At 70.7% G+C, this 14,569-nt stretch carries 13 protein-coding genes; 5 read left to right on the top strand and 8 right to left on the bottom strand.

What is annotated here, in order from left to right; genetic code table 11:
- Positions 1-16: 16 nt before the first annotated feature.
- The 3 genes from ACFWYW_RS36165 to ACFWYW_RS36155 all read right to left on the bottom strand — a co-directional run bounded on the left by ACFWYW_RS36165 (position 17) and on the right by ACFWYW_RS36155 (position 5,791).
- Positions 17-1,381 carry an alpha/beta fold hydrolase gene (locus ACFWYW_RS36165; RefSeq protein WP_379610629.1) on the bottom strand — a complete coding sequence of 455 codons (1,365 nt, stop codon included), beginning with the start codon at positions 1,379-1,381 and terminating at the stop codon, positions 17-19.
- Positions 1,382-1,464: 83 nt separating this feature from the next.
- Entirely contained in the window at positions 1,465-3,678 is a 2,214-nt protein-coding gene (locus ACFWYW_RS36160) for an ATP-binding cassette domain-containing protein (protein ID WP_379610628.1), read from the bottom strand.
- Between the two features lie 31 nt (positions 3,679-3,709).
- Positions 3,710-5,791 (bottom strand): prolyl oligopeptidase family serine peptidase, encoded by a 2,082-nt coding sequence (locus ACFWYW_RS36155; protein ID WP_379610627.1) that lies wholly within the window; start codon positions 5,789-5,791, stop codon positions 3,710-3,712.
- 45 nt (positions 5,792-5,836) lie between these two features.
- Between ACFWYW_RS36155 and mshB the strand changes: the two genes are divergently transcribed.
- Both mshB and ACFWYW_RS36145 read left to right on the top strand, forming a co-directional pair.
- Entirely contained in the window at positions 5,837-6,730 is an 894-nt protein-coding gene (gene mshB / locus ACFWYW_RS36150) for an N-acetyl-1-D-myo-inositol-2-amino-2-deoxy-alpha-D-glucopyranoside deacetylase (protein WP_379610626.1), read from the top strand.
- Between the two features lie 11 nt (positions 6,731-6,741).
- Positions 6,742-7,146 carry a DUF6113 family protein gene (locus ACFWYW_RS36145; protein WP_379610625.1) on the top strand — a complete coding sequence of 135 codons (405 nt, stop codon included), beginning with the start codon at positions 6,742-6,744 and terminating at the stop codon, positions 7,144-7,146.
- Positions 7,147-7,208: 62 nt separating this feature from the next.
- Here the strand turns inward: ACFWYW_RS36145 and ACFWYW_RS36140 are convergent, their stop codons facing one another.
- Positions 7,209-8,153: a hypothetical protein gene (locus ACFWYW_RS36140; RefSeq protein ID WP_379610624.1), complete on the bottom strand. Its 945-nt coding sequence runs from the start codon at positions 8,151-8,153 to the stop codon at positions 7,209-7,211.
- A gap of 114 nt (positions 8,154-8,267) precedes the next feature.
- Between ACFWYW_RS36140 and ACFWYW_RS36135 the strand changes: the two genes are divergently transcribed.
- A complete protein-coding gene (locus ACFWYW_RS36135) occupies positions 8,268-8,660 on the top strand; it encodes a hypothetical protein (RefSeq protein ID WP_379610623.1) in 393 nt (130 codons plus the stop codon).
- 31 nt (positions 8,661-8,691) lie between these two features.
- A complete protein-coding gene (locus ACFWYW_RS36130) occupies positions 8,692-9,630 on the top strand; it encodes an MBL fold metallo-hydrolase (RefSeq protein ID WP_379610622.1) in 939 nt (312 codons plus the stop codon).
- 45 nt (positions 9,631-9,675) lie between these two features.
- Here the strand turns inward: ACFWYW_RS36130 and ACFWYW_RS36125 are convergent, their stop codons facing one another.
- The 3 genes from ACFWYW_RS36125 to ACFWYW_RS36115 form a co-directional block, all read right to left on the bottom strand.
- A complete protein-coding gene (locus ACFWYW_RS36125) occupies positions 9,676-12,165 on the bottom strand; it encodes a penicillin acylase family protein (protein ID WP_379610620.1) in 2,490 nt (829 codons plus the stop codon).
- Between the two features lie 70 nt (positions 12,166-12,235).
- On the bottom strand, positions 12,236-13,006 hold the full coding sequence (locus ACFWYW_RS36120) for an SDR family oxidoreductase (RefSeq protein WP_379610618.1): 771 nt from the start codon (positions 13,004-13,006) through the stop codon (positions 12,236-12,238).
- Between the two features lie 41 nt (positions 13,007-13,047).
- Positions 13,048-13,443 (bottom strand): winged helix-turn-helix transcriptional regulator, encoded by a 396-nt coding sequence (locus ACFWYW_RS36115; RefSeq protein ID WP_379610617.1) that lies wholly within the window; start codon positions 13,441-13,443, stop codon positions 13,048-13,050.
- A 63-nt stretch (positions 13,444-13,506) separates the two neighbouring features.
- Here ACFWYW_RS36115 and ACFWYW_RS36110 point away from each other — a divergent pair, with 63 nt between their 5' ends.
- Positions 13,507-14,148 (top strand): DsbA family oxidoreductase, encoded by a 642-nt coding sequence (locus tag ACFWYW_RS36110; RefSeq protein ID WP_379610615.1) that lies wholly within the window; start codon positions 13,507-13,509, stop codon positions 14,146-14,148.
- A gap of 21 nt (positions 14,149-14,169) precedes the next feature.
- On the opposite strand, the gene ACFWYW_RS36105 is transcribed toward ACFWYW_RS36110, so the two are convergent.
- Entirely contained in the window at positions 14,170-14,529 is a 360-nt protein-coding gene (locus ACFWYW_RS36105; protein WP_379610613.1) for a TIGR03668 family PPOX class F420-dependent oxidoreductase, read from the bottom strand.
- Positions 14,530-14,569 lie beyond the last annotated feature (40 nt).

Raw genomic sequence — 14,569 nt, 5'->3', positions numbered from 1 at the left:
GCCAAGAGGTAAGGGCTTAGCACCTGGTGTCTGGCTGGGTGGGGAGTTTGGCTTCGGTGAGGTAGCGGTCGATGTGGTCGCGGGCGCAGGCGTTGGACATGTACAGCGTGTGCCCCGGACCCTCGTGGCGCACCACCGCGCTCCCCGGCACCTGGTCCACCACCCGCTTCACCGCGTCCGACTCGCCCCAAGCCCCGCTCCCCAGCAACGGAGGCAGCCCCTTGGGCAGCGGCCTGGGGGGATTGGTGACGCCGGTCGGCCAGCCCACGCAGCCCAGTGTCCCGCTGGCCAGGGTGCCCGCGGCGCCGAGGTTGGGCGCCACCTTGCGCAACCGGCGCAGGCTCGCCTCCATCTCGGTCCGGTTGGCGAAGCGGGGCCAGTCCGTGCACTCGGTGACGCCGGTGGACTGGTCGGGGTAGCGCAGGCCGCGCTCGGGGACGAAGCCGGAGGCGTCGCCCGCCACCGCGGATTTGATGGCGGCCGATACGGCGGGGAAGGTGCTGGGGCCGCCACGGCGGACCAGACCCAGCAGCAGATCCTGCAGGTCGGTGCCGTTGTAGGCGACTCCGGGCGCCTTCTTGGCCGGGATCGGCTTGCGGTTGGCCGCCGCCACCAAGGCGCGCCATTCGCGGGCGGAGTCCGCGCCCTTCCAGGTGAAGTAGCGGCCCGCGAAGGTCTCGTTGGTTCTGGCCATCGCGTCCGTTTCGGCGGGCCAGTCGGCGGTGCTGTGGTTCCAGGTGCCGTCCAGGGCGATGGTCCTGACCTTGCCGGGGAACAGCCTGGCGTAGTCCTGGCCGTAGAAGCCGGCGTAGGAGGCGCCGTAGTAGTTGAGGCGGCTCTCGCCCAGGGCCTTTCTGATGGCCTCCATGTCGCGGGCCTGGTCGGCGGAGCTCATGTTGGCGAACAGCTCGGGGTCCTTGCTCCGGCACGGCTCGGCGTAGCCCCGGTTGGTGTCGTGCAGGCGGCCGAACTCCGCGTCGTCCTCGGGGAAGGCGGCGATCGGGATTCTGGTCCACGTGCAGGGCAGGCCGGTGCTGAGGCCGCGGAACTGCTCGCCGTAGCCGCGGGTGTCCCAGGTGACGACGTGCATGCGCTTGCGCAGGTTCGCCCAGGTGGCGGCGGTCTGCTGGGTCAGGGCGATGCCGGGGCCGCCCGGCCCGCCGTACGCGATCAGGGCGGAGCCCTCGGCCCGGCCGGTCGACTTGAGGCGGCCCAGCTTCAGGGTGATGGTGCGCCCGGCGGGTTTGCTCCAGTCGACGGGCACCTTGAGGTCGGCGCACTCCATGCCGACCTTGTCGCCGGGGCAGGGGCTCCAGGTGAGGTCGTCGGCGGGCGTGGGGGTGACCGTCAGCGCCAGTGTGAGGGCGAGGGATGTCCACATGGCGTAAAGGATCGTGGGGGAGGGGCGGGTGCCGCGTCGGACCACGGTCTGGTGTTGGCAGGCCGTGGTCCTACCCAGGTATGTCAGCCCACGGTACGGCGCAGCGCCTCTCCGGTCAGCGAACCGGCGAAGCCGAGCAGCTCGGCCGGGGTGCCCTCGAAGACGATCTCGCCGCCGTCCTTGCCCCCGTCGGGCCCCAGGTCGATGATCCAGTCGGCATGCATGATCACGTCGAGGTTGTGCTCGATGACCACGACCGTGTTGCCCTGGTCGACCAGCCGGTTCATCAGCGCCAGCAGCGTACCGACGTCGGACATGTGCAGGCCGGTGGTCGGCTCGTCGAGCACGTACACGCCGCCGGTGCGCTGGAGCTGCGTGGCCAGCTTGATGCGCTGCCGTTCGCCACCGGACAGGCTGCTCAGCGACTGGCCGAGCGACAGATAGTTCAGGCCGACGTCGATCAGCCCCTGCAGCTTGGGCCGCACCGCCTTCTCGGTGAAGAACTCCACCGCCTCCTCGGCCGCCATCTCCAGCACGTCCGCGATGGATTTGCCCCGCAGCTCGTGCGCCAGCACCGACTCCTTGAACCGGCGGCCGTCGCAGGTGTCGCAGTGGGTCGTGACCGGGTCCATGTAGGCGACCTCGGTGATGATGACGCCCTTGCCCTGGCAGCCCTCGCAGGCGCCGTCGGAGTTGAAGCTGAACAGGCCCGGCGCCACGCCGTTGGCCTTGGCGAACAGCGAGCGGATCGTGTCCATGACGCCGATGTAGGTGGACGGGGTGGAGCGGGTGGAGGCGCCGATCGCCGACTGGTCGACGAAGACCGACTCGGGGTAGGTGGTCATGAACACGTCGGCGATCAGGCTCGACTTGCCCGAGCCCGCCACGCCGGTGACCGCGGTGAGCACCCCGGTCGGCACGCTGACCGAGACGTTCTTGAGGTTGTGCAGGTCGGCGCCCTCGATCGGCAGCTTGCCGTCGGGAGTCCTGACCTCCGTCTTGAGCGTGCCCGTGGCGCGCAGCCCCGCGCCGGTGCGGGTGTCGGCCCGGCGCAGCTCCTCGACCGTGCCCTCGAAGACGATCGTGCCGCCGTGGGCGCCGGCGCCGGGACCGACGTCGACCACATGGTCGGCCACCGCGATCACGTCGGGGTCGTGCTCGACCACCAGCACGGTGTTGCCCTGGTCGCGCAGCGCGGCGAGCAGCGTGTTGAGCCGGCCCACGTCGCGCGGGTGCAGTCCGGTGCTCGGCTCGTCGAAGATGTAGGTGACGCCGATCAGCGTGCTGCCGAGGTGCTTGACCAGCTTGAGCCGCTGGCCCTCGCCGCCCGACAGCGTGGCCGTGGCCCGGTCGAGGCTGAGGTAGCCGAGCCCGATGCCGGCCACCCGCTCCAGCGCGACCCGCGCCCCGTCGGCCAGCGGCGTGCCCAGCCCGGCCAGCTCCTCGATCAGGTCGGTGATCTGCATGGCGGCGTAGTCGGCGATGTTTCTGCCGTTGACGCGCGGGGCCAGCGCCTCGGGGCTGAGCCTGGCGCCGTGGCAGAGCGTGCAGACGCCCTCGGTGATGAACGGCTTGATCTGCTCGCGCGTCTTCTCGCTGGTCTCACGCTTGAGCTTGGTACGCACGAAGTTGTCGAGCAACCCCTCGTAGGTCATGTTGAACATGCCGCCGACCGAGACCTTGCCGGACCCGTGCAGAAAAGCGTGCTCCTCCTCCGGCGAGTAGTCCTTGACCGGCTTGTCCGGGTCGAGCGGCTCGTGCTTGGCGTAGACCTGCCAGGCGGCGCTGCCGACCTTGTAACCCGGCAGCAGGATCGCGCCCTCGTTGAGCGACTTCTCGCGGTCGACCATCATCTCCAGGATCGGCTGCACCGACCGGCCGATGCCATCGCACTCCGGGCACATGCCCTTGGGGTCGTTGAAGGAGAAGAGGTTGACCGGCAGCCCGCTCTCGCGTGAGAACAGGCCGCGGATCATCGGCATGATGTCGGTCATGGTGCCGACGGTGGAGCGGGCGTTGCCGCTGACCGGCTTCTGGTCGACGATGACGGGCGTGGTCAGCCCGCTGATGGCGTCGGCGTGCGGCCGCTCGTACTTGGGCAGCTGGTTGCGGATGAACCAGCTGAAGGTCCCGTAGAGCTGGCGTTGCGCCTCGACCGCGACGGTGTCGAAGACGATCGACGACTTTCCGGAGCCTGAGACGCCGGTGAACACGGTGATCTTGTTCTTGGGGATCTCCAGGGAGACATCCTTGAGGTTGTGCTCCCTGGCCCCGACAATCGTGATGAATTCGCGCACCGGCGCAGCTTAGCCACCGGCACCGACAAGTTCAGACCTCCAGCGCCCGCTTCAGGAAGTCGACCTGGAGCAGCAGCAGGTTCTCCGCCACGACCTCCTGCGGGGTCATGTGCGTGACGCCCGACAGCGGCAGCACGCTGTGCTGGCGGCCGGCGGCCAGCAGGGCGGACGACAGCCGGAGCGTGTGCGCCGCCACGACGTTGTCGTCGGCCAGGCCGTGGATCAGCAGCAGCGGGCGCTCCAGCTTGGCGGCGTCGCCGAACAGCGAGGACTGGTCGTAGACCTGCGGACGCTCGTCCGGGTGGCCGAGGTAGCGCTCGGTGTAGCAGGTGTCGTACAGCCGCCAGTCGGTCACCGGGGCCCCGGCGATCGCCGCGTGGAAGACGTCGGGACGGCGCAGTACGGCCAGCGCCGCCAGGTACCCGCCGAACGACCAGCCCCTGATCGCCACCTTCGTCAGGTCGAGGTCGCCCGAGTACTGCTCGGCCACGCCCTGCAGGGCGTCGATCTGGTCCTCCAGCACCGGCCCGGCCAGGTCGTCGAGCACGGCCCGCTCGAAGGCGGGGCCGCGGCCGGGCGTGCCGCGGCCGTCGGCCACGACGACGGCGAAGCCCTGCTCGGCGAACCACTGGCTGCCCAGGTAGGCGTTGTGGCTCGACAGCACCCGCTGCGCGTGCGGCCCGCCGTACGGATCCATGAGGACGGGCAGTTTGCCGGAACCGGACTCGTACCACGAGGGCAGCACCACCGCGGTGGACAGCTCGCGCCGGCCGGAGCGGCCGAGTGAGACGCGCAGGTCGAGGCCGGGGCGCTCGGCCAGCGACGCGATCGGGATCGCCATGCCGTCGCGCCTGACGACGGTGGTGGAGACGCCCTCGCCGTCGAGGGTCTGCTCGCTCAGCACGCCCACGCCGCCGGACATGCGGCCGGAGAAGACGCCGGAGCGGGTGGAGACGGGCAGCAGGGAGGCGCCGTCCCAGGTCCAGAGCTGGATCTCGCTGGGGTCGCCGCCGCTGGCGCGGAACAGGACGCTGTCGTGGTCGACGTCGAGGACCTCGCGCACCTGCAGGGTGGGCGGGGTGACGGCCCGGTCGCCGACGAACAGGCGGTTGCCGCCGTCCCGCGCGGCGACCCAGACCAGCGAGCCGTCGTCGAGGTGGGCGGGGACGCCGCCGAAGACGTCCACCCACGCCGGGTCGGTGTCCTCGCGCACGAGCGTCGACGCGCCGGTCAGCGGGTCGGCGGAGAACAGCCGCAGCGCCTTCTGGTCGCGCGGCATGGTCACGATCGACAGCGCGTGGGAGTCCCAGGACGCGGTGGCCAGGTACTCGTCCTCGAACGGCACCGCCACGCGCGAGCCGTCCAGGCCCAGGACGAACAGCTCGACCCGGGCGTTCGGCGTGCCTGCGGCGGGATAACGCTGAGGTACGGCCGGCCGTTCGGGATTGGCCGGATCGGCGATGTACCACTCCTGGACCGGCGCCTCGTCGGCCCGCTCCACCAGCAGCTTGTCACCGGTGGGAGCCCACCAGTAGCCGCGCATCCGATCCATCTCCTCGGCGGCGATGAACTCGGCCAGCCCGTAGGTGACGGTCTGCGACTCCGGCGCGGCCAGCACGCGGTCGCGGCCGGAGGCCAGGTCGTGCACGTGGAGCGCGCCGCCGGTGACGTAGGCGACGCTGCGTCCGTCAGGGGCCAGACGGGGGTCGATGACGCCGCCCGCGGTCTCGATCACGCGGGTGCGGCCGGTGGCCACGTCGGTCAGGTACAGGCCGCCGGACAGCGCGAACGCGACCAGCGCGGCCTCGGCGTCGGCGGAGTAGGCGACCACGCCGCCCGCCTGCTCCCGGCTGCGCTCGCGGCGCGCCTTCTCCTCCGGAGGGAGGTTCTCCTCGCCGGCGAGGAGAGCGTCGGCGAGCTTGCGCGGGTCGACGACCAGGCGCTCGACGTGGGTCTCGGTGTCGAGCTCCCACAGGCACGTGACCGGGTCGACACCCGACTGGGTACGCAGGAAGAGCACCCGCCCACCGTCGGGAGAGATCGTGAAGCCCCTCGGCACTCCAAGGGTGAATCGTCGGGTCCGTGCGGACATGCGCGGGTAACTCTCACTCATGGCCTCAATCCTGCCAGCAAGGTGCCTTTGGTTAGGCTCGGGGACATGACTGATCGGCGGCTGCTGCTCGTGCACGCGCACCCGGACGACGAGACGATCAACACCGGGGCCACGATGGCGCGTTACGTGGCGGAGGGCGCGCACGTCACGCTGGTGACCTGCACGCTGGGCGAGGAGGGCGAGGTGATCCCGCCGGAGCTGGCCCACCTGGAGGGCGACCCCGAGCTGGGCGAGTACCGCGCGAAGGAGCTGGTCCAGGCGCTCAGGGCGCTGGGCGTGGACGACCACCGCTACCTCGGCTACCGCGACTCGGGCATGATGGGCGCCGCCTCCAACGACGACGCGTCCGCCTTCTGGGGCGCCGACGTGGACGAGGCGGCGGCCAGGTTGGTCACGGTGATCCGCGAGGTACGCCCGCAGGTCCTGGTCACCTACGACGCCAACGGCTACTACGGCCACCCCGACCACATCCAGGCGCACCGCGTCTCGGCGCGGGCGTTCGACCTGGCCGCCGACCCGGCCTTCCGCCCCGGGGACGGCGAGCCGTGGCAGGTGGCCAAGTTCTACTTCACCGCCACCGCCAGGTCGGTGATGCGCAGGGACGCCGAGGCGCTGGCCGACTCCGGCACCGGCTTCCTCGTCGAGGACCCCGGCGACCTGCCGTTCGGCAGCGCCGACGACGAGATCACCACCGAGGTCGACGCCCGGCCCTGGCTGGTAAACAAACTGGACGCCATGCGCGCCCACGCCACCCAGATCACCGTGAAGGCGCCGTTCTTCGCGCTGTCCAACAACATCGGCCAGCGCGCGGCCGGGGTGGAGCACTTCATCCTGTACCGCGGCGCCATGGGCAAGGCGATCCCGGGGGCTCCGGTCGAGGCGGGCGGGATCGGCGAGCCGTACACCCGCGAGAACGACCTGTTCTCCGGCATCCACTAACCTCGTTCGCCATGGAGCAGTCGGCGCTGGGTGGCGCGGCCTACGGCATGTTGCTGGTGCTGGGCCTCGCGATGGGCCTGGTCGGCGGGTTCACCCATGCCTGGTATCTCGGGCAGATCCCGATCGCGGCGGTCGTGTGGGTTCTGCTGTTGTTCGGCATCTGCTGGGGCGCGGGCCGTCTGATGCGCTCCAAGCTCGGCGCGGGACTGGTCGCCGTCGGCTGGCTGCTGGTGTCGATGGCGTTCTCGCTGAAGTGGGCGGCGGGCGACCTCGTGATCGCCGGCGACCTCGCGGGCTATCTCTACCTGTACGGCGGAGCCGTCGCCGTGGTCGCGGCCTTCCTGCTGGCGCCCTCCTCACCCGCCTCGGGATCGTGGCTCCTCTACGGTCAGCAACCCAAGAACCCGACGACCTGAGAACGTGAAACGAGGGGGCAGCCGGTCTGCGGGCGGCTGCCCCCTCGAGATCCTCGCTGCTTCTACTGGGTGGGGGTGGTCGGCTCGGGGGTGTCCTCCGGCGGCTCGGTCTCCTCGGGAGGAGCGGTGTCCGTCGGGGTGGGCTCGGCCGGCGCGGGGCAGGTCGGTACGCCGGTGTCGGTCGGTGTCGGGGTTCCGGGGTCCGTGGCCGTGGGCGTGCCCGTGCCGGTGGGCGTGGGCGTGCCGGGGTCGGTCACGGTCGGCGTCACGGTGGGGGTGGGCGTCGGGGTCGGAGTGCCGGCGGCCAGGGGCGTAGGCGTGTCAGTGGCCGTGGGCGTGCCCGTCGGCGTCGGGGTGCCCGGGTCGGTCGCCGTGGGCGTGACCGTGGGCGTGACCGTGGGCTCGGGCGGCGCGGGCTGGCAGGTGAACGTCACCGTCACCGTCTCGGCGGGCGGCGCGGGGGCCTGCTCGGTGACCGTCACGGTCTCCGTCGCCGTCTGGGTCACGGTGACCGTCTCGGCGGGGGCCGTCGCGGTGACCGTCGTGGTGGCGCCGCCGGTCGGCGTCGCGGTGACGGTCTTCGTCGGCCACGGCAGCGTCTTCAGGCTGACCGTGGGCTTGCCCTTCTTCTTGAAGGAGCCCTTGCCGAGCTTCTTGGTGGTCTTGCCCGCCCCGGTCGTCACGGGGAGCTGGGCGGTCGCCGTCCTGCACTTCTTGGCTTTGCACACGCGCTGCTTGACGGTGAACCTCGCGGCTCCGTCGTAGCGGACGGCGACGTCCAGATAGGAGACGCCCTTCTTCTTGACGACCTTCGTCTTGGCGGTGTACTCCCCAGCTGTGGAGGTGGGAGTGGGGCTCGTGGTCGGTGTCGCTAAGGCGACCTGGGCGCCGACGGGGTGGCTCGCGTCTCGTAGGGGGTCCGATGCTGACGTCTGGGTGACCGCGACGCCGCCTACCGTGGCGAGTGCCATCGTTCCGACAACCGCGGTCAAGATGGTGAATCGCATGATCCTGCTCTTGTGGGAGATTTCAGGACGTGGATCATTATTCCGACTTGTCAAGATTGGTCAAGGGTGAGTCGACCGAAACCCCTCTACCGAATCCGCCGGGTGGTAAACCTCGTGAACCTGGCGACGCCCCTCGGCCTGCTCATCTCCGTCGTGGGCGGCGCCGTGCGGCAACCAGGGCCCGACGGGCTGATCCTGGCATTCGGATACCGCTACCGCTTCCCCGTCGCCGGCGCCTTCACCGTGGGAAACGTCGTCCTGACCAGGCACCACAGCCTCGACGAACGCCTCATCCGGCACGAGGGCCGCCACGCGACCCAGTGGGCCTGCTGCGCCGGGCTCCCCATGCTCCCGCTCTACCTGCTCGCCATGTTCACCTCCCTGCTCATCTGCGGACACCAGGCCTCCTACAACGTGTTCGAACGGCTGGCCAACCTGGATGACGGCGGCTACCCCAGGAAAGCCCCCTGGTGGAGAAGACGCCCACATGGGGATCATTCAGAGTGATCGCTCAGTTACTCAGGGCAGGGGACCGTTCATGACGCAGACCGTTCACGCGCCGCAGTGGCCTGAGGACTTCCGTGACCGTCTCACCGCCCCCCTCCCTGATTTCCGCGAACTGCTGAGCGCCGCCTGGCACGGCGGCTTCCGTCCCGACATCGGGGACGCCGACCAGATCCCCGTGCTGCGCGGCGGCGGCCTGCCACGGGTCGAGACCGGCCAGACGGCCGTGACGTGGGTCGGCCACTCCACGTTCGTGGTGCGGGTCGGCGGCCTCACGGTGCTGACCGATCCCGTGTGGTCGCGCCGCATCCCGGGAACCCGGCAGCGGCTCACGCCCCCCGGTGTGGCCTGGAGCGACCTGCCCAGGATCGACGCCGTGGTGATCAGCCACAACCACTACGACCACCTCGACGCGCCCACCATCCGCCGGCTTCCCCGCCACACGCCCATGCTCGTGCCCGCCCGGCTCGGGCCGTGGTTCACCCGGCGGGGGTTCCGGCAGGTCCACGAGCTGGACTGGTGGGACTCCACGAAGATCGGTGACGTGCGCTTCGACTTCGTGCCCGCCCACCACTGGAGCCGCCGGACCATTTGGGACACCTGCAAGACGTTGTGGGGCGGGTGGGTGATCGGCGAGTCGGTGTACTTCGCCGGTGACACCGCCTACGGGGAACGGCTGACGCAGATCGGCGAGCGCTACCCCGGGCTGGACCTGGCGCTCATGCCGGTCGGCGCCTACGAGCCCAACTGGTTCCTGAAGACCTCCCACGTCAACCCGGCCGAGGCCGTCCAGGGGTTTCTGGACGTCGGGGCGCGCCGGATGGCGACCATGCACTGGGGGACGTTCCTCCTGTCGGGGGAGGAACTGCTGGCCCCGATCATCAGCACACGGGCCGCGTGGAGCGCGCTGGGTCTGCCGCGCGAGAGCCTCTGGGACCTGGCCGTGGGAGAGTCACGGACGTTCGCGCCCTGACCTTCGCCGGCAGCCAGGCGTTCTGAGGGTCGCCGCTCATTGCTCCTAGGGGTGTAGGCGCAGCGTGTGGACGCGGGCGCCGAGCATCGGCAGCAGCCTGCCCTGGGCCCACAGCTCCGTCTGGTCCCAGTAGTTGGCGTGGTAGGCGTGGCCGGAGGCGCCGGTCAGGTTGATCCACTGCGACTTGGCCAGGTCGCTCAGGTCGATGATCATGCGCATCGAGGGGACGGCGTTGATCTCGTAGCCGCTCTGGGCGTTCCAGCCGGTGGCGTTGACCGCGTCCTTGCTGCCCGCGACGCTGATCGGGCCGCGGTTGAACAGCATCTCGATCGGGGCGATGCCCGAGGTGCCGAACGTGGCGTTGGTGAGCCGCAGCGTGTGCATGTCGCCCCAGCGCCACTGCTTCACCTCGGCGCCGAACCGGTCGGACAGCTCCTGGTAGGCGTCGGCCATCGCCTGGCGCAGCACGTCGTCGCGGGTCTCGGTGCGGTCCTTGGTGGTGGTCACGTCCCAGAACGGGTCCTCCGGCGCCTGGAGAAGGTCGCCCACGACCTCGAACCACCGGTCGCCGCCCGCCGGGCGGGCCTGCTGGGGCAGGTCGTCGTCGAACAGGCCCTTCAGCAGGTGGCGCCAGACGGCGTTGAAGTAGGCGGCCGGGGCCGAGTCGAGGGTCTGGGAGCCGTCCCAGTCCTTCAGGAGCTGCCGCGCCTCGGTGCCGGGACCGGCCAGGCTCACCCGCATGAGCGCGGGGACCAGCGTCGCGGCGAAGCCGTTGCGGGTGTCCTGCTGGATCCTGGACATGGCCGCGGCGTCCAGTTTGCCCTTCGCGATCTCGGCCTTCAGCAGGTCGACGATGCGCTGGGAGCGGTAGCCGTACGCCCAGTCCTTGGTGAGGAGCGGTTTGTAGCGGGCGGGGTCGATGACGGCGTTGTTGGCCGTGACGATGTAGCCCTCGGTGGGGTCGGCGACGCTCGGGAGCTGGTCGTAGGGGATGGGGGCGGTCTTCCAGTCGTACTCGCCGGTCCAGCCGGGCACGGGCCAGGTCCCGTCGCCCTTCTTCCTGACCGGGATGCGCCCGGGGGCCTGGTAGCCGATCCGGCCGTCCGTGTCGGCGTACACGAGGTTCTGGGCGGGCACCTCGAACAGCGCCGCGGCCGCGCGGAACTCGTGCCAGTCGGCGGCCTGGTTGAGGTCGAAGATCGCGTCGGCGGTACGGCCCGGCATCAACGCCGTCCACTGCAGGGCCACGGCGGTGGCCTCGCCGGAGGGTTTCACGCTGCCCATGACCTCGTTGACCAGCGGCCCGTGCCGGGTCGACCGGACCGTGATCGTCACCGGTGCGCCCCCGGCCACCTTGATCTGCTCCTGGCGGGTCTCCAGCTTGGCCCAGTCGCCCTTGTAGAGGTAGGTGCCGTCCTTGACCTGCTCCAGGAAGAGGTCGGCGACGTCGGGCCCCAGATTGGTGAAGCCCCAGGCGATCTTGTCCGTCTGCCCGATGATGACGCCGGGTACGCCGGAGAAGGTGAAGCCGGTGACGTCAAACATGCATTTTTCGGATTTCTGCCGACAATGCAGCCCGGCCTGGTACCAGACGGACGGCATCGCGGGGGAGAGGTGCGGGTCGTTGGCCAGCAGCGGTTTGCCCGATTTCGTGTGCTCGCCCGAGACCACCCAGGAGTTCGACCCGATGCCCTCGCGCTCGGCCGTGCCCATCGAGCTCGGGACGGCGTCGAAGGCCTGGGCGGCCCGGCCCAGCGCCTCGGCGCCGTCCTCGCGCGGCTGCGCGGTCTCGTCGAAGCGGTCCTCGGAGATCGCGCCCTGGGTGATGATCGGCTGGTGCTCGCCGTACGGGTAGCCGGGGTAGAGCTGTTCGACCCGCTCGCGCGGCAGCTTGGTGGCGGCCAGCGCCCGGTCGATCTCGTCCTCCATGTTGGAACGCAGGTCCCAGGCCATGGCCTTGAGCCAGGCGACCGAGTCGAGTGCCGACCAGGGCTCGGGCTTGTAGCCGGAGTTCTGGAGCTTCAGGACGGAGTACTCCAGGCTGCGCCGCGAGGCGTCCGGGTTGGCGGCCAGCCAGGCGTTGACGCCCTTGGCGTAGGAGTCGAGGTAGCGGCGGGTGCGCTCGCTGAGCATCGGCAGCTCTTGCTCGGCGACCCTGCGCCAGCCCATCGTCCTGATGGCCTTGTCGTTGTCGAGGGTGGCGGCGCCGAACATCTCCGACAGGCGTCCGGCGGTGAGGTGCCGGCGGAAGTCCATCTCCCAGAAGCGGTCCTGGGCGTGGACGTACCCCTGGGCCATGAACAGGTCCTCGGCCGTGTCGGCGTAGATCTGCGGGATCCCGTAGGCGTCGCGCCGCACCTCGACGTTCCCGGCCAGGCCGGTGACCTTGATCTCCCCCTCCACCTGGGGGAACGACTGCCGCACGATCACGGTGACGACTCCCGCCAGGACCAGGCCCAGCGCCAGGAGGACGGTCACGATCCGCGCCAGCCAGCGCAACGGCCACGGCAGCCCGGCATAGGGCCTAACCCTCACGAATACCTCCATCTCACCAGCCCGCACCCAGTGTGACACCAGCGAACCAGTGCGACGGTCCTCGCTCAGCTCAGGCCCGCTCTCCCAGAAACGCCTCCCACGTACGCCCACCCGTCGTGCCTCCGGTCAGCGTGAGGTTCTCCCCGGCCCGGTAGGCCCGTCCCGCCTTGCCCGGCATCCGGACCGGCAGCATGAGCCGCCGCTTCCCGGCCGTGGCCAGGTAGGCGCGGACCAGGTCGCCCATCCCGTAGACGGCGGGCCCCGCCAGGTCGGCGACCAGCCCGGCGGGCTCGGCCTGGACGAGCTCCACCAGCCGCTCGGCCACGTCCCGCGCGTCGACGGGCTGGAAGCGCAGCCCGCCGGGGACCGGCACGACCGGCATCCTCGCCATCGCCGTGGCCACCTTGAGCGCGAGGTCGTGGAACTGGGCGGCGCGCAGGATGGTCCACGGGATTCCCGACTCGATCACCGCCCGCTCGGCCGCGAGCTTGTTCCTGAACCACCCGAGCGGCACCCGGTCGGCCCCGATGGCCGAGATGAACACGATGTGGCCCGCACCGGCGGCGCGCGCGGCCCCGGTGAGGTTGCGGGTGGCCACGTCGTCGCCCTTGGCCCCGCCCGCCAGGTGCAGGACGAGGTCCGCCCCGTCCACGGCGGCGGCCACGCCCTCACCGGTGAGGAGGTCGCCCTTGACGTAGGTGACGCCGTCCTCCGGCGGGCGCGGGTTGCGGGTCAGCACCCGCACCTCGGCCCCGGTACGGCGCAGCGGCGGCAGCACGAGGCGCCCGAGGGTTCCGGTGCCACCGGTCAGCAGGATGGTCATGATGTTCTCCTCCGTCATGCGGTTCTGCCTCGTTGACGGACCGCGGCGGAGAAGTGTGACTAGAGACGCGCGTCGTGCCGTTCCTGGGCGGCCATGACCTCGGGCGTGTGCTCGGCGATCCAGCCGAGCAGCGACCCCAGCGGCCCGGTCAGGCCGGTGCCGAGGCTCGTCAGCGAGTACGTGACCTTGGGCGGCACGGACGGCTCGACCTCGCGATGGACGAGCCCGTCGCGGACCAGGCCGCGCAGGCTCTGGGAGAGCATCTTCTCGCTGATGCCGCCGATGCGGTCGCGCAGCAGGTAGAAGCGCAGGGGGCCGTCGCGCAGCGCCACCATGATCAGCATTCCCCAGCGGCTGGTTACGTGGGTGAAGACCTCGCGGCCCGGACAGTCGCTGTTGAACGCGTCACTCAGCGGATCGGGCAGTTCGCGCGTCTCCAGGTTTCCGACCTCCATGGCCTGACCTTACCTTGAGGTACGTCCTTACGAAAAGTTAGCCCAGTTCCTATCGTGGGCGGCATGACTGACATCACCGTCGACATCTGGTCCGACCTGGTCTGCCCCTGGTGCTACATCGGCCACCGGCGCTTCGAGCACGCGCTGGCCGGCTTCGAGCACCGCGACGCCGTACAGGTGCGCCATCGCAGTTTCGAGCTCGACCCGCACGGCTCCACCGAGCCGACGCTCACGCTGCCCGAGCGGATGCGGCGTGACCTCGGCCTGCCCACGCCGCAGGCCAGGCAGGGCATGGCCCGCGTGGCCGCCCTGGCCGCCGAGGTGGGCCTGGAGTACCGGCTGGACCTGGCCCATCCGGTCAACAGCTTCGACGCCCACCGGATCCAGCACGCCGCGGCCGATCGGGGCGTCGGGGACGCGGTGCGGGAACGGCTGATGCGGGCGTACACCGGCGAAGGGGCCAACGTGGCCGACCACGCGAGCCTGGTCCGCCTGGCGGGGGAGGCGGGGCTCGACCCGGAGTTCGCCGCGGCGGTGCTGAAGGGCGACGACTACGGCGACGCCGTACGGGCGGACGAGGCCGAAGCGCTGCGCCACGGTGTGAGCGGGGTGCCCGGCTTCGTGTTCGACGGCCGCCGTGTGGTCTCCGGGGCGCAGCCGTCCGAGGTGTTCGCCGAGGAGCTCCGCACCGCCTGGCGTCGATGACCTGGCAAAAGCCCGGTGCCGCTACCCGTTCGCGTAGGCCCAGCCCGTCCAGCGTTCCACCTCCACCACGAGGTACGGCCCGCCCGGCGGCACCCGCCGATACTGCTCGTACCTGTCCCGCAACCCCCGGATCGGGTACTCCGTCACGACCCGCGCGAGCCCGTCGGCCCGCACCCACCACAGCCGGGTCCAGTCGTCGTCGTAGTGGTCGGCCAGGAGCGCCACGCGGGGGTTCTCCCTGACGTTGCGCAGGCGGCGCAGCTCGCGCGTCCGCTTCGGCTTGTGGTCGACGGCGATCACCACCCGGTCGCCGTCCAGCGCGAACGTCACCGGAACCAGGTGCGGCGCTCCGTCCGCGCCGGTCGTGGCGAGGCGTGCCACCCGCGCCCCGCCGAACAGCTCCCGTGCTCGTTCTGTGTCG

It is taken from the genome of Nonomuraea sp. NPDC059023 (assembly GCF_042740095.1).
Lineage (GTDB): Bacteria > Actinomycetota > Actinomycetes > Streptosporangiales > Streptosporangiaceae > Nonomuraea.
Note: the sequence above shows the minus strand (reverse complement) of the source record. Positions and strands in the feature narration are given on the sequence as shown.